Origin of the sequence: uncultured Cyclobacterium sp. (assembly GCF_963977555.1) — a bacterium.
In the GTDB taxonomy this organism is placed as follows: domain Bacteria; phylum Bacteroidota; class Bacteroidia; order Cytophagales; family Cyclobacteriaceae; genus Cyclobacterium.
In genome coordinates this window covers 1-22,215 of record NZ_CAXBPD010000001.1, presented here as the reverse complement: position 1 = coordinate 22,215, position 22,215 = coordinate 1, and the positions used below count along the sequence as shown (strand labels likewise).

General features: G+C 39.3%; 12 protein-coding genes. All 12 read left to right on the top strand.

Features of this window, described 5'->3' with window-relative positions:
* Positions 1-605: 605 nt before the first annotated feature.
* Positions 606-2,147 carry an arylsulfatase gene (locus AAC073_RS00060; protein ID WP_339921775.1) on the top strand — a complete coding sequence of 514 codons (1,542 nt, stop codon included), beginning with the start codon at positions 606-608 and terminating at the stop codon, positions 2,145-2,147.
* Between the two features lie 176 nt (positions 2,148-2,323).
* Entirely contained in the window at positions 2,324-4,984 is a 2,661-nt protein-coding gene (locus AAC073_RS00055) for a DUF5686 and carboxypeptidase regulatory-like domain-containing protein (RefSeq protein WP_339921774.1), read from the top strand.
* Between the two features lie 42 nt (positions 4,985-5,026).
* Positions 5,027-7,225 carry a radical SAM protein gene (locus tag AAC073_RS00050; RefSeq protein WP_339921773.1) on the top strand — a complete coding sequence of 733 codons (2,199 nt, stop codon included), beginning with the start codon at positions 5,027-5,029 and terminating at the stop codon, positions 7,223-7,225.
* Positions 7,226-7,494: 269 nt separating this feature from the next.
* A complete protein-coding gene (locus tag AAC073_RS00045) occupies positions 7,495-9,216 on the top strand; it encodes a hypothetical protein (protein WP_339921771.1) in 1,722 nt (573 codons plus the stop codon).
* A gap of 10 nt (positions 9,217-9,226) precedes the next feature.
* A complete protein-coding gene (locus AAC073_RS00040) occupies positions 9,227-11,116 on the top strand; it encodes a sulfatase (protein ID WP_339921770.1) in 1,890 nt (629 codons plus the stop codon).
* 112 nt (positions 11,117-11,228) lie between these two features.
* Entirely contained in the window at positions 11,229-12,362 is a 1,134-nt protein-coding gene (locus AAC073_RS00035) for a formylglycine-generating enzyme family protein (protein WP_339921769.1), read from the top strand.
* A gap of 10 nt (positions 12,363-12,372) precedes the next feature.
* Positions 12,373-13,950: a sulfatase gene (locus tag AAC073_RS00030; RefSeq protein ID WP_339921768.1), complete on the top strand. Its 1,578-nt coding sequence runs from the start codon at positions 12,373-12,375 to the stop codon at positions 13,948-13,950.
* On the top strand, positions 13,947-15,395 hold the full coding sequence (locus tag AAC073_RS00025) for a sulfatase (RefSeq protein ID WP_339921767.1): 1,449 nt from the start codon (positions 13,947-13,949) through the stop codon (positions 15,393-15,395). Before AAC073_RS00030 ends, AAC073_RS00025 begins: the two co-directional genes overlap by 4 nt.
* A gap of 13 nt (positions 15,396-15,408) precedes the next feature.
* The gene (locus AAC073_RS00020) at positions 15,409-17,784 is read left to right on the top strand and encodes a c-type cytochrome (protein WP_339921766.1); all 2,376 of its coding nucleotides are present in this window, start codon (positions 15,409-15,411) and stop codon (positions 17,782-17,784) included.
* Between the two features lie 9 nt (positions 17,785-17,793).
* Entirely contained in the window at positions 17,794-19,209 is a 1,416-nt protein-coding gene (locus AAC073_RS00015; RefSeq protein WP_339921765.1) for an enolase C-terminal domain-like protein, read from the top strand.
* Positions 19,210-19,669: 460 nt separating this feature from the next.
* Entirely contained in the window at positions 19,670-20,047 is a 378-nt protein-coding gene (locus AAC073_RS00010; RefSeq protein WP_339921764.1) for a response regulator, read from the top strand.
* A 285-nt stretch (positions 20,048-20,332) separates the two neighbouring features.
* A complete protein-coding gene (locus tag AAC073_RS00005) occupies positions 20,333-21,760 on the top strand; it encodes a BNR-4 repeat-containing protein (protein ID WP_339921763.1) in 1,428 nt (475 codons plus the stop codon).
* Positions 21,761-22,215: the final 455 nt, after the last annotated feature.

Here is a 22,215-nt window from a genome sequence, read left to right as displayed (position 1 = left end):
CATGTTTTAAGTAATTGTAGGGTTAAAGTGTTGCTCATTGAATCATAATATGATCATTCATACCTCTATTAAAATACAATGAGAAATTGATTTTTCCTTTGTTCTTCAACCAGATATGACAACAACATTAGTATAATTATTTTAATTTTTCATTAAAAATAATATTATTTAAATATGAATTTACCTTCTAACTAATTTGTGTAAGACATTTTTTATGGATTAATAATCGTTTAAAATAAGCATATACGCAGAATTAATAGTGTTCAGATCGCTTAAAGTTTATTTTTTTTTAGCTCACAGGTGTCTCATCCAAAATGTAGAAATTTGTTTCGGTTATAATTTAGGTGTGGCCCCTTATATTTTTTATTTCGGAAATTGACATAATAAAAATTAGGCTTAATATAAAGATTTATTCCTTATCTCTAACATTTTTGAATAAATTGCCAGACTTGGTATAAAGACTCTTCGATGAAGTTAGTTAATCCATTGATTTCAAAAGTATAATGCCATTTGATTAATACTTATCTTAAAAATAACTTCAATAAAAGGAGTCTGCTACATTATTGGCTCTAATAGGGCAACTTATTCAGATAATTAACCGGTTTATGAAAACTACTATTCTTTCAACATTTTTTCTTTTTTGCTTGATTGGTCTTGGATGGGCTCAATCCGATGCATCTCCAAATATCATCTATATTTTAGCTGATGATATGGGCATAGGGGATGCTTCTTGCTACAATCCAGAGGGTAAAATCAAAACCATTCATATCGATAGAATGGCAAATAATGGGATAAAATTTACAGATGCACATACCAGTTCAGCTGTATGCACGCCTACGAGGTATGGAATTATTACCGGCAGGTACAATTGGAGGTCTACACTTAAAAGTGGTGTTTTAGGAGGGTTTTCGGCTCCTTTGATAGATTCTGATCGATTTACGGTAGGAAAACTTTTACAAGGTGCAGGATACCATACAGGATTTATTGGTAAATGGCATCTGGGCTGGGATTGGGCCTTTAAGCAAGAATATGAAAACATCGACAACCTCAATACCATTTTAGAGGTTGATTATACCCAACCCATCAAAAATGGTCCAAACCAAGTAGGTTTTAACTTTGCTTATGGATTTAGCAGTTCTTTGGACATTCCACCTTATGTCTATATTGAAAATGATAGGGTTACTGCTTTGCCTGAAAAAATGACCGTCAATGTGGATGACAAAGGTTTTTGGAGGGAAGGTCCTACTGGAGCTGATTTTGAACATGTTAAGGTTTTATCAAATTTAACTCAAAAGGCTGTTGATTTTATTGATGACAATGCCCATAAAGAGAAACCATTCTTTTTATACTTCCCCCTTCCGGCACCTCATACCCCCATCTTACCAACAACTGAGTTTATGGGGAAAAGCAATACCAATATGTATGGAGATTTTGTTTTGCAAGTAGACGATGTAGTGGGTAAAATTGTAGCTGAGCTGGAAAGAAAAGGTGTGTTGGACAATACACTCTTGATATTTACTTCAGACAATGGCTGTTCTCCCAAAGCCAATTTTGCAGAATTGGCCAAGGTTGGGCATGATCCTAGTGATGGTTTTAGAGGGCATAAGGCAGACATCTATGAAGGAGGGCATCGTGTCCCTTTTATAGTTCAGTGGCCAGCTAAAATTGCTGGAGGGAAAACCACTGAGCAGATCATTTGCACAACAGATTTTATGGCTACAGTAGCAGATATTTTGGATCAGGAAATGCCTAAAAATGCTGGTGAAGATAGTTTTAGTTTTTTAAAAGTGCTCAATGGTGCCATCGATGCTGAGGTAAGACCTTCTGTAATCCACCATTCTATAGAAGGAAGATTTGCCATTAGAAAAGGCAATTGGAAGCTAATAGCCTGGCCTGGTTCAGGTGGTTGGACGGCTCCACGATCGGCCAAGGAGCTTGTTAGCTTACCAATTATGCAGCTTTTTGACCTTTCTAAAGATCCGGCCGAACAGACAAACTTAATCGAGGATTTCCCAGAGGTGGCCTCTTTATTGAAAAAGGAAATGATCAGCCTGATTAAAAATGGTAGAAGTACCCCAGGTCCAAAACTAAAAAATGATGGGCAAGAAATATGGAATGAAGTGAGGTGGGCTTACGAAGCACAATAGTATAAGTGCAAACCCGTTAATTATTCTTAACCATTTACTGTGATTTCTAATTACGAAAGTTATTTGATCAATAAATGCTAAGTTTATCGTTGACCTAATGTTCAAGTGTGTTTAGGCTTGTTGCAGATAGGTAATTTTTTCGTTTAAGTAGGGTTTCCTCTGTTAACTTTAATGGAATGAAAAAAGCTTCAATTTGTATTTTTAGGATAACGTTATTGATACTGGTTTTAGCCATTATAAGAGCGCCTTCAAACGCCCAAGGGATCAAAGGAATTGTCTCTAGTGAGGAGGGGCAACCTTTGGCTTTCGCTACGGTATTTGCGAGGAACTTAAATGATGGCATTCCCACCAATCAGGATGGTTATTTTGAATGGAAGCTACCTAATGGCCATTACGATATCCTATTTCAATATTTAGGCTATACTGCTCAATTACAAACCTTTGAGGTTAAGGATGACTGGATAGAAGTCAATGTACGACTAGAGATGCAAACTTATGGGCTCAATGTAGTGGAGGTTAGAGAAGGGGCAGAGGACCCGGCTTTGACGGTTATCCGGAAAGCCATTGCCAAGGCCAAATACCATAAGCTTCAGGTAGATGCTTATAGCATGATGGTGTACATCAAGGGTACAGGCGAACTCACTGATGCGCCTTTTTTTCTAAAGAAAAAGTTGGCCGAAGAAGGCATCGGTCTGAATGAAGCCTATACTTCAGAGTCAGTATCTAAAATTGAATTCAAACAGCCCAATGAAATTAAAGAGACGGTTATAAGCATTCGCTCAAGTGGGGAAAATAACCAAACCTCACCCGCTCCCTATATAGGAGCAAGTTTTTATGATGAAAAGGTAAATGAAATTATCTCTCCATTAGCAAGATCGGCCTTTGCCTATTACAAGTTTCGCTTAGAAGGTACTTTTATCGAAAATGAGGTGCTAATCAATAAAATCAGGGTTATTCCCCGGTCAAAAGGAGAAAGGGTTTTTGATGGGTATATTTATATCATAGAGGATTTGTGGGCCATCCACAGTCTGGATCTTAAAACCTCCTTGATGGGCTTCGATATACGTGTCAGGCAGCAATATGCGCCAGTAAAGGAAAGGGTTTGGATGCCGATCACCCATACCTATAATTTTGGTGGGAAATTCTTTGGTTTTGCTGGTGAATTTCAATACCTGGCATCTACCAATGACTATGAGTTACAACTCAATCCATCCCTGATCTTCGAAACTGAAATCCTGGATGAGAAAATCACTGACATCCCTGAAGATATTAGTAAAATATCTACTAGGGAATCACCAATCGAGAAATTGGAAGAGGCCGATCAATTGAGTAGAAAGCAGTATCGAAAGTTAATTGCTACTTATGAAAAAGAGGCAAACAAAGAAAGGGAAGATAAGGACATCTTATCTATCAGGTCACACATTATAGATTCTTTGGCGACCTCAAGAAATAGTGCCTATTGGGATAGTATTCGGCCAGTACCTTTGACCAATAAAGAAGCACTGGGATATGTTAGAGATGATAGTTTGGCCTTGGTGGAGGTAGCAAAAAACAGTGAAGTAGATAGCATTGCTCAAAAAGCTAAAAGAAAGTTTAAAGCTTTCGATTTTTTGACAGGAGGGAGGTACAATTTTGGCAAAGGAAGGTCCGCTGGCTTTTACACCAATTGGACAAAGATGTCTTTTAACACCGTGGAGGGCTTTAAGGTAGGTTTTTCAGGTTTTTACCGCAAAGAAGAAGTGAGCAAGTTAGCAGATAGTGTCACCAACCATGTGAAATCCTGGAATTTAAGGCCAGCCTTTAGGTATGGTTTTGCCAGTGAAAAAGCCTACATGACTTTGGATTTCAGAAGGTCCATAACCAAAGGCAGGGAAGGGTACAGTTGGGGAGTAGATGGCGGTAAATACATTTACCAGTACAACGCCAATGAACCGATTAGCGAACAAGTAAATGCTTTTTATTCTCTTTTTTTAAGAGAAAATTACATGAAGTTGTATGAAAAGACTTTTGCAAAACTATACTGGGCCCATAGAATGGGGGACAAATTTACTTACAGGACAAGTTTGAGTATTGAGGAGAGAAGTCCATTGACTAACCACAGTGATTACAGTTTTTTCTATACTGGCAAGAAAGAATACAGCATCAATCAGCCCTTTGTGAGTGAGGGGGAAGGTGCCAGTTTTCTGGCTAGCAAAGGAGTGTTATTTGATTTGAACGTCGATTGGAGGCCAGGCCTGAAGTACCAGGTAAGAAATGACCGTAAAATTCCAATAATGAATTCATCTCCATTGATTTTTATGAACTACAGGCAAGCTTTGCCGATCATTTATAATGGGGAAGATGTTGCTGATTTTCAGCAAGTCGAATTGGGCTTACAACATGCTATTCAATTCGGTGTGAGCGGAAAACTTGCTTTTAATTTGAATGCAGGTACTTTTTTAAATAAAGACAAGGTTTATTTTATGGATTACAAGCATTTCGGAGGAAATCGAACAATCTTTAGCAATATGGGAGCTGCAAGCAATTACAGGTTTTTGGACTATTATACTTTCAGCACATCGGACTCCTATTTTGGGGGATTGATACATTATCAATTTAGAAAATTTCTCCTTACCCAATTGCCTGGCTTAAGGTTTTCAGGAGTTAGGGAAAATATTTTTTTTAATTACCTGACGACCAACAGTTCTCCTCATTATTGGGAATTGGGCTATTCATTGGATAATTTATTCAGAATATTCAGACTTGAAGTGGGAGCTGGGTTTGAGAATCGCAAATACAATTCAGGGGGCTTACGCTTTGGAATCGCTACCTTTATTTCTATAAATTTAGATGAGTAGATGGTTTTCCATTACTTTTGTATTGGCTAAATAATACACCCATTGAAAGATTTACTTTTAATTACCCCTCCATTTACTCAGTTAAATACCCCTTATCCTGGTACTGCTTACCTAAAAGGATTCTTGAATACCAAAGGGATAAGTAGTTTTCAGATGGATTTGGGGATAGATGTTATTCAGGCTGTGTTTTGCAAAAAAGGATTGAACGATATCTTTAGCCTGGCCAAACAGAACAGCACAATAAACTCTGAAAATGCCCACAGGATCTTTACCCTTAAAGAAACCTATATTCAGTCCATAGATGCAGTGATTCTTTTCCTTCAAGGAAACAATGCTACTTTAGCAAGGAAAATTTGTACGGATAATTTTCTACCTAAAGCTGCCAGATTTGAGCAATTGGATGACCTTGATTATGCCTTTGGAAATATGGGAATGCAAGATAGAGCAAAGCACCTCGCTACCTTATATTTAGAAGATTTGTCCGACTTTATTGTGGAGTGTGTTGATGAAAAATTTGGCTTTAGTCGCTACGCAGAATCTTTGGGCCAAAGTGCCAATAATTTTGATGCGCTATACGAAAAATTAAATGCTAACCTTACTTATATAGATCAGATAAGCTTAGATGTATTGGAAAAAAAAATCAAAGAGATTCAACCCAAACTGGTGGGACTCTCTGTTCCTTTTCCTGGTAACTTATACAGTGCTTTTCGCTGTGGACAACTTATAAAAAAACTTTACCCATCGGTGAAAATTTTAATGGGTGGAGGTTTCCCAAATACTGAATTGAGAACTATTTCTGATCCCAGGGTATTTGATTTCGTAGATTTCATATGCTTGGATGATGGTGAAAGACCAATAGAAATACTTTTGGAGCTAATCGAAAATGACACATTTCCTTTAAAGGCTGATTTAAAGTTAAAGCGAACCTTTTATTTTGATGGTGAGGAAGTCATCTACAACAACAAATCAACGGAAAGTGATTACAAGCAAAGCGATTTGGGAACTCCCGATTATAGTGACCTTCCTTTAGACAAATATATTTCTGTAATAGAAATTGCCAACCCCATGCATAGCTTGTGGAGTGACGGAAGGTGGAATAAGTTGACAATGGCACATGGCTGCTATTGGGGAAAATGTACTTTTTGCGATATATCACTGGATTATATCAAATTGTACGAACCACTGACCGCAAATATTCTTGTTGATCGCATGGAACAATTGGTGAAAGAAACCGGGGAGAGCGGCTTTCATTTTGTAGATGAAGCAGCACCTCCCGCACTTATGCGAGCAGTGGCATTGGAGATTATAAAACGAAAACTTACCCTTACCTGGTGGACAAATATTCGGTTTGAAAAAAGCTTTTCACTTGATTTATGCCTTTTGCTAAGCGCATCAGGATGCATAGCCATATCTGGAGGTTTGGAAGTGGCTTCAGACCGTCTGTTGAAATTGATTGACAAAGGGGTTACAGTGGAGCAGGTGGCTCAGGTGACCAGAAATTTTACTGAAGCGGGAATAATGGTGCATGCCTATTTAATGTATGGATATCCTACGCAGACCATTCAGGAGACCATTGACAGTCTGGAAATGGTAAGGCAACTTTTTGAAGAAGGTGTGTTGAGGTCTGGGTTTTGGCATCAATTTGCCTTGACGGCCCATAGTCCAATCGGATTGGAACCAGAGAAGTACCACATAATACCAAATCAAAACCCAATCACTTTTGCCAATAATGACATTGCATTTAAAGATAAAACTGGGATCGACCATTCAAAATTTAGTTATGGATTGAAGAAGTCTTTGTTCAATTTTATGCATGGTATTGGTTTCGATTTTCCTTTACAAGATTGGTTTGAATTCAAAATTCCTAGACCCACGATTGGTCCCGAATACATTGTAACCTGCCTTGAAAAGGAAGACAACAATGGGCTAAAAAATGGCTCGAAAATGGTGTGGCTAGGACACATGCCAGTTGTTTCAGAAAAGCTTATAGAAAAGAAAAAGAAAACCTATACCAGGGTTTTGCTTACTTTTCATACCACATCAGCTATCATAGACTTTACACTAATGCAAAATGTGGCCGATTGGCTGCTTGGAATTCTCTCCGATATGGAAAAATCGAGAAGGCCGATTACCTACGGGCAGTTTGTAAATAGTTTTGAAGATAAATGTGAGCATTTTGATCAGTTCTTTACTGCTACAATGAGAGATGAGCTCAGGGCTTGTGGGTTATTAATTCTTTAATACGGGATAAATTTAGGACACCTTATTTTTATAACTCTGGATAGATAAGTAGGTAGGGTATTGGCGGTGGATTAATACGATTGGCTTTAGTAGAATAGTAGCGAAGGATAATTTTTTGTTTGAAAGCAAAATTTAATAGACTGGTTTATGCTTTTTTTTAGTAATAGGCAGTACTTTAAAAAGAAAGTTTTTAGGCTTTTCCTATTCTAAAAATAATGTATATTTAGCCTTTATTGTTTCCCAAAATCAACCAAAATCCACGATAATTTATGAAGCGCAGAGCTTTCATCAGGAAAAATGGAACATTTACACTTTTGGCTCCATTTACCTCTTTGTCTATAAATCCCTTTAATTCTTCTTCTCAAAAACAAAAAATAAACAAGCCTGATTGGTTACTACAAATGATCTCCAATAATGATCTGGGAGTCCGAAGTACCCTGGAAAGATACATTGACGACCAAAGTTCTCCTTACTATGGCGCAGTGGTAGATGGCTATGAGATGGCTACTGCTCATGCTATCACCTCTTTCCTAAAAGCCGGGATTTGCGCTTTGGTTAGCCCTGAATCAGCCTTTTACAATAACCAAAAATTGCTAAAAAAATTGGCCTTATCCTGTGATTATTTTTTGACATTACAGCATGAGGATGGAACAATTGACTTGGTGTCTACTAATTTTCACTCTACACCTGATACTGGGTTTATAGTAAAATGGCTAGCACCAGTATGGCGACTATTGGACGAGTCTGAAGTTGAAGAAAAGGAAAGTGTCCTGACACCACTTAAGCAATTTCTGATAAACGCAGGAGAGGCTTTGAAAGTAGGTGGCATCCATACGCCCAATCACCGTTGGGTGGTGAGTTCGGGCCTGACGGAATTGTATAAAATTAATCCAGATCCTGCCTACCGTTTAAGGGCTGAAGAATGGCTTGAGGAGCAGATAGATTTGGACGAAGATGGACAATTTCAGGAGAAAAGCAGCTATATTTATTCTTCTTTAAGCGATAGGGTATTGATAAGCATTGCCAGGGGATTTGATAAACCGGAGCTTTTGGATTATGTGTTTAAAAACCTGAAAATGAACCTATTTTACATTCATCCTAATGGTGAGATTGTAACAGAAGCTTCAGGAAGACAGGATAATTCTATCATAGGCTATTTGCAGAATTATTATTACCCTTATCGGTATATGGCTTTGAAAACCGGAGACGGGCAGTTTGCAGCAGCCTGTAGGTTGATTGAGGAAACTTCCTTTGAAAAAGCCACAGGTTTTCTATACTATTTCCTGGAAGACCCTACCCTTTGGAAGGAATTACCAGTAGCAAAACCCTTGCCTATTGATTATGCCAAAGAATTTAGTAACTCCAATTTAATGAGGGTTAGAAGGGGGCCTTACGATGCCTCCATACTTTCTGGTAGTTCCGTTTTCTTTACTTTTCATAAAAAGGAGCTTATGCTTCAGGGCATGAGGTTTGCAAGTGCCTTCTTTGGGAAGGGGCAGTTTTCAGCGGATGCTTATAAGGTGGAGAATGGTAAGTATATTCTAACTAGTAAATTGACAGGTCCTTACTATCAACCTTTTCCAAAAAAGAACATTCCTGGGGATGGGGTTTGGTCAAACATGCCAAGAAGTCAGCGCAAACAATCTGAAATTCAGGAATTGACTAATACCGTCACTATACAAGAAGAAGGGGATGGGTTTTTAATAGACATTGAAATTACTGGGACAGACAATGTTCCTGTAGCCCTGGAAATGATCTTCAGACAAGGAGGTACATTTTCAGGAACGGTTCCTCATGAAGGGGTGGAGGATGCGGTGTTTTTAAAAGAGGGTATGGGCAAATATACAGGCAATGGTGCTACCATTAATTTTGGACCTGGATTATATGAGCACAAATGGATCGCCATTAGAGGAGCATTGCCTAAAATGGAATCCCCTACGGTATATCTTACGGGTTTCACACCTTTTAAACACAGCATAAAGATCTCCTAATAATAGAAAAATGGTTTCACAAAAACTTTTGTCAAAAAACAGTTTACAGTTGTCGATAGGTTTGTTATTGGCCATGGCATTTATGGGCATGGAAAAAGTAAAGGCCAATGAAATAGATAAACCGGCTCCTCCCTCACCAAACATTGTATTTCTAATTTCTGAGGACAATTCAAAGCACTTTATGAAGCTTTTTGATGGTAATGGTGTGGAAACTCCAAATATTGAGAAAATGCTATTGTCTGGCCTGCTTTATCCCAATGCATTTTCAAATGCACCAGTATGTTCTGTGGCCAGAAGTACGCTTATCACAGGTACACTTGCCACCAGAACAGGAATGCACCTTCACCGAAAAATCAAAATAGCCCCCATGCCTGAGGGCTTGGAGATGTTTCCTGCCTACCTTAGAAAGGCGGGATATTATACTACAAACAATGCGAAAAAGGATTACAACGCGGTGGAGAAGGACAATGTCTGGGACAATTCTTCATTAAAAGCCACCTGGCAAATGAGGCCAAATGAAAATCAACCGTTTTTCCACCAAGAAACCTTTCACGAAACCCATGAAAGCAGGCTGCACTTCACAAACGATGTGATGATGGATCACAAAGTTCAAGATGATCCCGCACAAGTCTTTTTATTTCCACAATTTCCAGATACTCCCTTGTTTAGGTACACTGTAGCTTATCACAGGGATAAAATAAGAGAGATTGATGAGTGGGTTGGAAAGAAAATTGAAGAATTAGCTGATGCCGGGGAACTTGAGAATACATTTGTCTTCTATTTCGGAGACCATGGTGGTGTGCTGCCTGGTAGTAAAGGTTATTTGAACGAGACAGGCCTCAACGTACCACTTGTTGTACGAATTCCTGAAAACTTCAAAGAGTTAGTGCCTTATGAGCTACAAGAAAAACCACAGGCATTTGTGAGTTTTATTGATTTCGCTCCTACCGTTTTACACCTTGTGGGATTGGAAGTCCCCGAACAAATGGATGGAAATCCGTTTTTGGGAGCTGGGTTAAAGAAGGCAAGCCTAGAAAAAAGAGATGAAGCTTATGGACATGCGGATAGATTTGATGAAAAGTATGAAATGGTGAGGTCGGTAAGAAAAGGAAAATGGAAGTACATCCGTAGCTACCAACCTTATTATCCAGATGGCTTGCAAAACAATTACCGTTATAAAATGATGGCTTTTGCCTCCTGGAGAACCCTTTTCAATGAAGGGCAATTGAATCCGAAAGAAGCAGCATTCTTTAAAGGCAAACCTGTAGAAAGGCTTTATAATTTAGAGGAGGATCCCTTCGAAACAAGAAACTTGGCAGCAAATCAGAAAATGCTGTTAAAAGACCTGCGTAGGCAACTAGATAAATGGATGCTTGACAAAAATGACTTGGGATTTCTTCCTGAAAATATTTTAGTCAATAGTGCCATGGAAAATCCTGTTGAATATGGAGTCAAGCATCACGAAAAAATAAAGGAGTTAATTGCTATTTCTGATCTAGCTACCAGGGACTGGGATGAAGTCAATGATGACGTTATTGCTCTCATCAACACTGGAGACGAGCTGGAGAGGTATTGGGCTTATACTGTCGCTTGTACCTTTGGTAAAAAAATGGGGGTTGATTATTCACGGCTTCCAGACTTTAAAAATGAAACATCAGCGATCGTTCAACTAAAGGCCATTGAACTTTCTGGGAGGATTGGACTTAGAAATCCGATGCCAGCGCTTACCCGATGGCTCAATGAATCAACCGACCCTGTAGCCAGTTTGATAGGTTTGAATGCATTGGTTTACTTCAAAGACCATAGCCCATATGGAAAAAGGTTTTCTTCAACGTCTTTGGAATTAAAAGTAGTAAACGACGAAGTCAAGCGCAGGTTAGCCTACCTGGATGGAACATAGTAAACGTATCCGAAATGGATAATTAGTACGTTCATCAAAAAATAGGTGGAACTATAGGTGTTTGCCCTTAACTTCTTTAAATTGTAAGTTGATTTAATTTAATTACCTAGAAATGACCAATAGATTAAAATTTTTGATTCCAACTGCCACTTTGGCCATAACGCTATTTTCTTGTTCACCTTCCAATAACAAAGAAGAAGTGGAAGTAGTAGATGGTGAAATAGAAAATTGCCATGGAAGTATTCCAGACAGGTTTAATCCATCTGCTAGTACTGCCTCAGGAGCTATCGAACAGCGAGATGCACCATTTTCACATGATGGAATGGTTTGGATAGAAGGCGGAGAATTTACCCGAGGCTCCACCGACGATCGCGGTAGAGCAGATGAGTTACCCGCTCACAAAGCCAAGGTAGATGGTTTTTGGATAGACGAGACAGAAGTTACCAATGCACAGTTTGCAGCATTTGTAGAAGCCACCGGATATGTAACCATAGCTGAGAAGAAACCAGATTGGGAAGAAATAAAAAAACAATTGCCTCCAGGAACACCCAGGCCACCAGACGACGTCTTAGTAGCGGCATCACTTACCTTTCATTCGCCTAATCAACCCATTTCTTTAAACAATGCTGCACAGTGGTGGGAATGGACGCCTGGAGCAAGCTGGAGAATGCCTCAAGGACCTGGAAGTAGTATAGAAGGAAAGGAAAATTACCCAGTGGTCCAAGTAGCTTGGGACGATGCCAAGGCCTATGCAAAATGGGCAGGAAAAAGATTACCTACAGAAGCTGAATGGGAATATGCTGCCAGAGGAGGACTTGAAGATAAATCTTTTCCTTGGGGGGATGACCCTGTAGAAAAAAGTGGATTTATGGCGAATATCTGGCAAGGAGATTTTCCAGTAACAGACAAAGGTGTAGATGGATTTACAGGACTGGCTCCAGCCAAATCTTTTGACCCTAATCCCTACGGATTGTATGACATGGCAGGAAATGTTTGGGAGTGGACCAATGACTGGTACCGTGAAGATTACTATAGTAAGATAACGGATGAAGTTTCAGTTAACCCTCAAGGTCCAAAAGACAGTTATGATCCTCAAGAGCCTACTGTTCCCAAAAGGGTAGTAAAAGGTGGTTCTTTCTTGTGCAATGTATCCTACTGTGAGGGCTATAGAGTAAGTGGTAAAATGAAATCCTCTGCAGATACCGGTTTGGAACACACTGGTTTTCGCTGTGTTTCTTCTAATTAATTTAAATTTTATGTCTGTGAGATTCAGTGTTTGGGGAGGATTGCTGGTGATGATTTTTGCTTTCCTGGTTTCCTGTAAGGAAAAAGAAGAAGTGCCAGCAGTTCCCAATATTTTATTTGTAATAGCAGATGATTTGTCCTTTCCACATACGGGAGCTTATGGGACAGACTGGATCAAGACGCCAGGATTTGATAGGGTGGCAAATGAAGGACTTTTATTCACAAGAGCCTATACTCCAAATGCAAAATGTTCACCTTCAAGGTCTATAATCATAACAGGACGAAACTCCTGGCAATTGGAAGAAGCGGCCAATCATGTGCCCTTTTTCCCCGAGAAATTCCTTTCACATGTAGAGGTTTTAGGGGATAATGGCTATTTCACAGGATTTACTGGCAAAGGATGGGCACCAGGGGATGCAGGAAAAAGAGAGCTGACTGGCAAACGATTTAGTGATTTGAAAATGGATGCCCCAACTCCTTATATCAGTCCGATTGACTATGCAGCTAATTTTGAAGTGTTTTTGGATCAGAAGCCAGAAGAGGAGCCTTTCTATTTCTGGTACGGCTCTTTTGAACCACATCGAGCCTATACTTACGGGTCTGGAGCAGCACTTGGTGGGAAAACCATAGACATGATTGACAAGGTGCCACCATTTTGGCCAGACAACGATTCTGTTAGAAACGACCTCTTGGATTATGCCTATGAAACGGAATATTTTGACCAACATTTGGTGAAGATGTTGGCTTCTCTGGAGAAGCGAGGGATGCTAGAGAATACCTTGATTGTAGTTACAGCAGACAACGGCATGCCTTTCCCAAGAGTAAAGGGGCAAGGATATGAATATTCGAACCACCTTCCACTGGCCATAAGATGGGGAGAAGGAATTAAGAATCCAGGAAGGACAATTGATGATTTTGTAAGTTTTGTCGATTTTTCTCCAACTTTTTTGGAGGTGGGGAAGGTGAACTTTGACAGTTCCGGAATGGCTGCTTTTGCAGGGAAAAGTCTTCGACCGATTTTTGAAGCTGAAGAGGGAGGTATAACCGACCCTTCCAGAAATGCAGTGTTGATTGGTAAAGAAAGACATGACATAGGCAGACCAGATGATCAGGGATACCCTATACGAGGAATTGTCAATGAGGAATATACCTATATCCATAATTTTGAAACGGATAGATGGCCAGGTGGAAATCCACAAACTGGTTACCTCAATACGGATGGAAGTCCTACCAAAACGGTGATCCTTAATCAAAGAAGGGTTTCTGGTGAATTGAAATATTGGAACCTCTCCTTTGGCAAAAGACCTACAGAGGAACTCTATGATCGAAAAAAAGACCCCTATGGACTGAATAATCTTGCTTTGCATCCAGAATATCAAAATGTCAAAGATGCCCTAAAAGATGAATTATTCAAACAATTAAAGGCGCAAGAAGATCCTAGAATGTATGGAAATGGAGCTATTTTCGATAATTACGAATATTCTCAGGACATTCTGAGAAATTTCCACAACCGATTTATGAAGGGAGAAAAGTTTAAAACAGGCTGGGTCAATGCCAGTGACTTTGAAGTAGATTTTATAGAGAAATGATAAAGAAAGGTAGTTTGCTGTTTTTGATGTTGGCAATTATTGCCACTAATTCTTTGACCTATGCTCAAGACAATCGACCCAATATCATAATGATCATCGCTGATGACATAGGTTATGAAGATTTGGGTAGCTATGGAAATGCGATTGCTTCCACACCTGTGACAGACAGAATCGCTTCACAGGGAATCAAGTTTGATAATTTCTATTTAACGACAAGCTCCTGTAGCCCCAGTAGGAGCAGTATTATTTCGGGCAGGTATCCCCATAATACAGGAGCTGCCGAGTTACATACAGCTATGCCGGAAAATATACTCACCTTTCCTGAGTTGCTGAAGGAGTCGGGTTACTTTACCGGACAGTCTGGAAAATGGCATATGGGCCCAGTCCCCCGCAAGGGTTTTGACTTGATTTATGATAAAAAACCTGAAATCGGCATTGGAGGAGAAGATTACTGGGTACCTCTACTAAAAGAGAGGCCGATGGATAAACCTTTCTTTCTTTGGTTAGCTGCCTTGGATGCGCATAGACCTTGGGGAGAAAATGACTTCACTGGAGCACATGATCCGGATAAGGTTAAGGTGCCTCCTTATTTGGCTGATGAAGCCGCTACTAGGGAGGACCTGGCAAATTATTACGATGAAATAAGCAGGTTTGATTATTTCATTGGTAAAGTGGAAGAAGAACTGGAGCGCCAAGGTCAATTGGATAACACCGTTATATTTATTTTATCAGACAATGGTCGGCCATTTCCTAGAAGTAAAACAAGACTCATTGACTCAGGGATCAAATCGCCTTTGTTAGTAAAATGGCCAAAGGCATTAAAGGGTGGATTAGTTGCTGATGCCATGGTAAGCAGCATAGACCTCGCCCCAACCTTTCTACAACTAGCAGGAGTAGATGCACCAGGTAATTTTCAGGGAAAGAGTTTTCTTTCTGTTTTAAAGAATCCAGATTTACCCTTTAGGAATTATGTTTTTGCTGAGCACAATTGGCATGATCATGAAGCCCATGCACGAATGGTAAGAACAAAAGATTATTTATACATAAAAAACAACCGTGCTCAATTTGCCAACCCAGGGCCTGCAGACTCCAATGCGAGCAATGCTTACGCAGACCTTAGAAAGGTAAGGGACGAGGGTAAACTGAACCCGGCACAAGCAGATGTTTTCGTGTCACCTCGTCCATTTGAAGAGTTTTATTTAATAGCCGATGACGAATACCAGCTATTGAATAGAGCCACAATGACTGCTGATAACAAGGAAATGCTTCAGCTTAGGTTTGCTTTAGATAAGTGGTCAATGGAGACCGATGATTCAGTTCCCACTAACTTAACCCAGGATTGGTACGACAAGGAAGATGGTAAGGCGCTTAAGGTAGAAAGACTTAGGGGCGAAATGCCTGGTGGTTCGAATGCGCTATTAACAACTGAAAAAGGTCCATTTTAGTCAGAATAAAACAATGAATTTCAAAACTCATCATTTTAACTTTTACAAAGGTTTAATGCCTTTGGTCTATATCGCTCTCATTTCGAGCTTTATTGGTTGCCAGGGGGCAAAACGTGAACCAGCAATTAGGAATATGGATCCTTGGGCATTTCGCTCAGTGCTGGATAAAAAACCTCGCATGTTATCCCTGGCCTTTGACAGCGTTCATTTTGCCGCCTATGACCTGAGTGTGGGCCAACTGTATAAAGTTTGGAATGGTGGAATAACCAAAGAAGGGACGGTTTTCACCAACAAAAAGAACATTCAGCCAACCAGTTGGGGAGCCCCTTACTACGAAGAAGGAGAGCTTTACAATCAATGGGCAGTTTGGAGAAATGGCGAAAACTTGCCTATTGAATTGAAATATGAAGGGTATTTGATTTTAGACAATCACATTACTCTCAGGTATAAGCTGATTTTACCTGACGGAGAAGTTATTTCTATTGAAGAAAACCCGGAATTCACAGTCAATGAAAACGGGGAAACAGGGTTTGAAAGAAATTTCACTGTAGACAGTCCCTCTGAAGACTTAGAAGTGAGATTGCAACAAGCATCTAACTCCCAAAAATTCTTAATCGTGACTGACCAAACTAAAATTATTGACTTCTTCTCGCCTTTACCTAAACAAGAGAAACCAGCGATAAGTGCAGGATATGATCATTTGGGGATTCTGTGGATGGAAAACAGTGATTGCTATACCTGTCATGAGGAAGAAAATGCCATGGTGGGTCCATCATTTAAGCAAGTGGCCACGAAGTATGAGAAGAATCCAAGCAATATAGCCTATCTAACAAAGAAAATTATCAGTGGTGGGGCAGGAGTCTGGGGAACGACCCCCATGAATCCTCATCCTGATCTAAAGGAGAATGAAATTAAAACCATACTTGATTATGTTTTTACTTTTAGACCTAAAGAGGTGGATGAGAGCGCTAAAAAACCTATTGCAACAGTAAAGAAAGTTAAGCTTTCCGAAGAAACTGTTCCGTCAAAACCTGGTTTCGGCGCACCTTTAGAAGGCGTCCATCCCAGTTATGACCTGACTGTTTTGCACAATGAAACTTTTCAACCAAGGGTAGGAGGTTTGGCATTTTTGCCAGACGGTAGGCTTTTGGTAAGTACCTGGGATTCTATAGGTGGTATTTATGCCTTGGAGGGAGTTGAACAGGATGATCCAAAAAAAATCAAAATACAACGCATCGCTTCAGGTTTAGCTGAACCACTCGGAATGGAAGTAGTAGACGGATCAATCTATGTGCTTCAAAAACATGAACTCACCCGATTGACAGACCTCGATGGAGACGGAGTAATGGATGAGTACAAAGTAGTTTGTGATGGTTGGGGAGCATCGGATGATTTCCATGAGTTCGCCTTTGGTTTGGTTTATAAAGACGACCATTTTTACATTACTTTGTCAATGGCCATGCGCTTATTGTCAACGGACAGGCAACTCCCTGACAGAGGAAGAACCCTTAAAATTAGCAAAGATGGTAGTATCGAGCGTTTAGATTATGGCCTTAGGACACCAAATGGAATAGGCATAGGTGTGGATGATGAGTTATTTCTAGCAGACAACCAGGGCCAATGGCTACCTGCCAACAAAATAATCCATGTTCAAAAAGACAATTACAATGGAATGGCCTGGGGCTTGAGTGCAGCCCAAGAGCTAAACCCACCTGTGGCTAGTCCTCCGGCAATATGGTTGCCCGACAATGAAATTGGAAATTCACCTTCCGAACCAATTCTAATGAAGGATGGCCCTTATAAAGGACAGATGCTACATGGTGATGTTAGTAATGGTGGCATTAAGCGTGACTTTTTAGAAAAAATCGATGGGCAATACCAAGGAGTCGTATTTAGGTTTTCACAAGGCTTCACAGCGGGTGTCAACAGACTCGTATGGGGCCCTGATGGGGCTTTGTATGTGGGTGAAGTGGGTATGGTAGGAGGCTGGAGCTGGAAGGAAAACCAGTTTGGATTAGAGAAAATTAAATTTAACGGCAAAAGTACCTTTGAGATGCTAAGCATCAAGGCCAAACCGAATGGTTTTGAGATTGCTTTTACAGAACCACTCAAAACGGAGGGATTAGCGGCAATCCTAGACAAGCTTGTCATTGAGCAGTACCGCTATCAAGCTACAGCTGCGTACGGTGGGCCAAAATTGGATTTGATAACCTTGAAACCGACCAATATTAATTTGGCAGATGATGGCATGACCATGGAACTCGACATTCCTGGATTAAAGGAGGATCACGTCGTATATTTTAATTTGCCTTTTGAGCTAAAAAGCAATACTGGAAGTTCATTATGGTCTTCTGAGGCCTGGTATACCTTAAATAAAATCCCCAATTAATTAATAACCATGAATAAGAACGATAGCAACGGATTTAGCAGAAGAGAATTTCTGAACAAGTCAGGTATAGCCCTAGCTGCTGGTGGATTAGGTTTTAGCCCATCCATAAGTTTTGGTAATTCTAAAATAGTAAAAAAAGCAATGAAAAAAATCAAAATAACCCGTACTGATTCAAATTTCGAGAGAGAACCATTGTTTCCTTATCGATTCAAGGGCAGTGCCATTACTCAGGCTTGGCAAGCAGTTGCTTTAATGGGGTCTGATAGTGGGATACATAAAATCGGGATCGGTACACAAGGCACTTTATGGTCAGACAAAGCAGTGTTTCAAAGTCATTCTACTACAGGAGGCAATGCCCTGATGTATGCAATGACGGAAAGGGCCTTACAAATCATTAAAGGGAATAGTTTTGTAGACCCCATAAGTCTTCTCGATGATGTTTTACCTGAAGTATATGCTTATGGCGTTAAAATCACAGGCAATCCAGATTTGAAAACCACCTTTGCCCTTAATTCGCTCGTTCCTGTAGACAATGCCATCTGGTTATTGTATGGTGAAGAAAACGGAATGAAGAATTTTGATGAAATGATTCCCGAAGCTTATCAACCAGGATTGTCACAAAAACATGACAAGGTAGCCAGTATTCCTTCATTTAGTGTTGGAGCGTCAATTAAAGACATTAAAGCGGCAGCTGATGAGGGGCATTTTATCATGAAGCTGAAGACGGGTGCGGCAGGAACCCAAAAGGAAATGTTGGCCAAGGACATTGAATTCCTTACAGAAGTTCATAAAACTTTGGGCGATAGGGAGACACCTTATACCAAAAACGGGAAAATCCCTTACTATTTTGATGTGAACGAAAGGTATGAGAAAAAAGAAACTTTGGAGCGCTTTTTAGACCACGCAAAAAAAATTGGCGCATTTGATCAAATTGCCGTGATTGAAGAGCCTTTTGGCGAGAAAAATAAGGTGTTTGTTGGTGATTTAGGCGTTAGAATAGCAGCAGATGAAAGTGCGCATACGGTAGAGGATGCCCTTGAAAGAATCGAGCAGGGTTATTCCGCCATTGCGCTTAAAGCAATTGCAAAAACAATGAGCATGACCATGAAAATTGCACAAGCGGCTTATGAGAAAAATGTTCCCTGTTTTTGTGCTGATTTAACTGTAAATCCAATTTTAGTAGATTGGAATAAAAATGTAGCAGCAAGATTACATTCCTTTCCTGACATGCCACTTGGCTTACAGGAAACCAATGGGCACCAATATTACAAAAATTGGGATAAAATGGTTAGCTATCACCCTATGGCAAATGAAGAATGGGTTAAAACAAAGAACGGAGTTTACCCAACTGGTAAAGCCTTTTACGAGAAGAGTGGTGGGATTTTGGCAACCATCCCCCATTACGAAAAAATGTTTGATCACTAAGAGCCTGATACCTAATTCGTTTGTCTATAGAATCAAAACCAATGTGGGTAACCATTAGGTTTTTAAAAAAGAAGTACCAAAACGTTCATGTTTTGGTACTTTAATGCAATTCTTAAAATTTTTTTCATTATTTTCAAAAACAACGGAATAGCACTTTAATCCCGTTGGGACATTTTGGCGTTTTAGGGAGGATAACCTCTCAAAAAAATAACTTTTCAAAATTTAAATTTATAATACAACAAATATTTTTTATTACATAAAGCTGAATAGGTATGATTTTAAGAAAAAAAGAGTACAATATTTTTTTAATTCACTATTCTTGATTTACATTTGGAAAAATGTATTTTAAATATATAAAACTGTACATTAAATAATTGTTCTGATTTAAGTCTGAATACTGATAAGTAGCAAGGATTGATTTTGGGTTAAGTTTTGATTTGTTCAAGTAAATAAGTAGAAGGTGGAAATAATTTTGGTAGACGACGACCCAATCGTAATTTTATTACAAAAGAAATTAATGGAGAAAGCAGGGATTTCTCAACAAATAATTTCGTTTAATAATGGTGAGGAGGTTTTAGAATTCTTCGAAAAAAAGGATAGTGGGAATCAATTTCTTATGTTCCTTGATATAAATATGCCTGGTTTATCAGGTTGGGAAGTTTTAGATGAATTGGAAAATATTGAAATACCGTTTGAACTTAAAGTAATTATCATAACCTCTTCCATCGAGGATTCTGATCGATTAAAAGCAAAGTCTTACGAAAGAGTAGTAGACTTTTGGGTGAAACCCTTCAGTTTACAAGATTTTGTTAACTTAAAATCTGAATTTGATTTATGATTAACTCGTAAATATTCTCCTGATAAGGATAAAGGATTTATGGAATTGCAATTGGGATTTCAAACAAAAAAGAAGGTCTATAATGAGACCTTCTTTTTTTTTAAAAAAGGTGATCCTGTAGATTCAAAACTTTCTAGAATTTAGTTTTTTTTACTGATTTCACTTATGTCAGAAGACTAATTATAGGGGAAAGAATTGTTGAAAGTACTACCCATCCGTCCATACCTTTTGGTTTTCATTTGTTCCTTATTATGTATATTTTTAGGACTAAAAAAATGAAACCCTATGAAGCATTTCTTTAACTGTTTATTAATTAGTTCATTAGTACTCTTTTGGGCCTCAGCAAACACATTACTTGCACAGGAAAATTTTCCTAATGTTGATGGTTACAAAGGTATTTGGTTTACCCTGGGCCAAAAATCTGAATTTGGAGACAAGTATTCTGGAGGCCTCGGCACCTATACGGCAAAGCACATCCCCTTAGCCATCTATTCTCCTGAAGTAAACCGTACATTTTTCGTTTATGGAGGTACAAGAAATGAGGAGGAAAAATACCTTCTTTGCATGATAGGTACATTTGATCACAATACCGGTATGGTTTCGAAGCCTGTGATTGTTTATGATAAATTGGGTGTCGATGATCCTCATGACAACCCAAGTCTTGCCATGGATGAAGAGGGCTATGTATGGGTATTTGTTAGTGGAAGAGGTAGCAAAAGGAAGGGGTTTAAGTATAAAAGTACCTTACCCTATAGTATAACATCATTTGAGCAGGTTTCCGAAGAAGAGATGACCTACCCTCAACCAAAATACATTGCAGGGAAAGGGTTTTTAAACCTTTTCACAAAATATACCGGAGTGCGTCAGTTGTATTTTGAAACAAGTGTTGATGGCACCAATTGGTCTCCTGATCAGCATCTATTGGGTATAAAAAGACCAGAAGATAAAAATAGTGGTCATTATCAGATCAGCAATCAATATGAGGATAAAATTGTTTTTTTTAGCAACTGGCATCCCAATGGTAATGTAGACTTGAGGACCAATCTATACTACTACCAGACAGAAGATTTTGGGCAAACATGGACTGATATCCAAGGCAATAAGGTAGCCCTACCTGTAACAGATCCTTCTACTTCAGGGTTGGTTAAGGAGTATTTTAGTCAAAAACGGAATGTGTACCTTAAGGATGTAAATTTTGATGAACAGGGTAATCCTATCGCTTTGTATGTAGAAGGTCAAGGGCATCAACCAGGACCCAAATATGGTCCTAGAAACTGGCATGTGGTTCATTGGGATGGTAGCCAATGGCAAGATAATATAATCACTCAGTCAGATCAGAACTATGACATGGGAAGTCTGTGGGTTGATGGGGATGAGTGGATGGTTATAGGCCCCACTAACAATACACCACAGCAATATGGTGCTGGTGGAGAAGTAGAGATGTGGAAAAGCAAAGATGCAGGTAAAACATGGGACAAAACCAAAAAACTTACCAAAGGGAGCAAACGTAACCATAACTATATAAGAAGGGTTACAAATGGCACAGATCCTTTTCTATATTTCTGGGCAGATGGTGATCCAAATGATTTTAGCAAAAGTCAACTGTATTTTGGTGACAGTAAAGGTAAAGTATGGCAATTGCCTTATGAAATGACCGCTGAACAAGAAAAGCCTAAGCGGCTTAGAACCAATTTGTTCAGTAGGTGGTTTTAACCTGGAAACAAGAACTGAATGAACTTTATTAGGTCCGGCAAATTAACATATTATGTTAGTTTGCCGGATTTTTTTTGTACAGAAATGGGTTGATTCCGCCGACATCGACTCCGCTTAGCCACCCAATCGGTTTAATTTTTAGTCTTTGCAAAATTTGCAACTCTTCTAGTCCTACTTAATTTATTGTTTCTCGCAAAGGCGCTAAGACGCAAAGGGAATAGGGATGCCCCTTTAACCCTTTAATTAGTTTTTTTTTAACCCCCGTTAGGACGGAGAAAACATTTCTTTGCGACTCTGCAGCTCTGCGTGAAATTTTTCAAGTCCTACTTAATTTATTGTTTCTCGCAAAGGCGCTAAGACGCAAAGGGTATAGGGATGCCTCTTTAACCCTTTAATTAGTTTTTTTTTAACCCCCGTTAGGAAGGAGAAAACATTTCTTTGCGACTCTGCAGCTC

Excerpts from the sequence above, each read along its gene's own strand:
- AAC073_RS00060 (WP_339921775.1), top strand. The coding sequence starts at position 606 with ATGAAAACTACTATTCTTTCAACATTTTTTCTTTTTTGCTTGATTGGT.
- AAC073_RS00055 (WP_339921774.1), top strand. The coding sequence starts at position 2,324 with ATGAAAAAAGCTTCAATTTGTATTTTTAGGATAACGTTATTGATACTG.
- AAC073_RS00045 (WP_339921771.1), top strand. The coding sequence starts at position 7,495 with ATGAAGCGCAGAGCTTTCATCAGGAAAAATGGAACATTTACACTTTTG.
- AAC073_RS00040 (WP_339921770.1), top strand. The coding sequence starts at position 9,227 with ATGGTTTCACAAAAACTTTTGTCAAAAAACAGTTTACAGTTGTCGATA.
- AAC073_RS00035 (WP_339921769.1), top strand. The coding sequence starts at position 11,229 with ATGACCAATAGATTAAAATTTTTGATTCCAACTGCCACTTTGGCCATA.
- AAC073_RS00030 (WP_339921768.1), top strand. The coding sequence starts at position 12,373 with ATGTCTGTGAGATTCAGTGTTTGGGGAGGATTGCTGGTGATGATTTTT.
- AAC073_RS00025 (WP_339921767.1), top strand. The coding sequence starts at position 13,947 with ATGATAAAGAAAGGTAGTTTGCTGTTTTTGATGTTGGCAATTATTGCC.
- AAC073_RS00020 (WP_339921766.1), top strand. The coding sequence starts at position 15,409 with ATGAATTTCAAAACTCATCATTTTAACTTTTACAAAGGTTTAATGCCT.
- AAC073_RS00015 (WP_339921765.1), top strand. The coding sequence starts at position 17,794 with ATGAATAAGAACGATAGCAACGGATTTAGCAGAAGAGAATTTCTGAAC.
- AAC073_RS00005 (WP_339921763.1), top strand. The coding sequence starts at position 20,333 with ATGAAGCATTTCTTTAACTGTTTATTAATTAGTTCATTAGTACTCTTT.